Origin of the sequence: Limosilactobacillus vaginalis DSM 5837 = ATCC 49540 (assembly GCF_000159435.1) — a bacterium.
In the GTDB taxonomy this organism is placed as follows: Bacteria; Bacillota; Bacilli; order Lactobacillales; family Lactobacillaceae; genus Limosilactobacillus; species Limosilactobacillus vaginalis.
Genome location: NZ_GG693519.1, coordinates 1 through 207, shown reverse-complemented (window position 1 = coordinate 207; position 207 = coordinate 1). Strand labels below are relative to the sequence as shown.

Genomic DNA, 207 nt, shown 5'->3' with positions numbered 1-207 from the left:
ACGCTGGCAGGATACACCTTCCGTTTTGAGTGCCTCGATCTACAAGCCAAAGGCAATTACACCAGCGAAAAAGCGATAGTGGCACTGTTTGACCATCAGCAACGCATTGGTGAACTGACGCCGGAGCGGCGTTTTTATGAAGCACGCCGTCAACAAATGATGGAACCGTCAATTCGCTGGAACGGCATCCATGACTGGTATGCGGTC

At 51.7% G+C, this 207-nt stretch carries 1 protein-coding gene; it reads left to right on the top strand.

The annotated features are described in order from the left end of the window. Window positions 1–207 (top strand): cytochrome c-type biogenesis CcmF C-terminal domain-containing protein (locus tag HMPREF0549_RS09235; protein WP_003718047.1); only part of this gene is annotated, 207 nt, incomplete at both ends.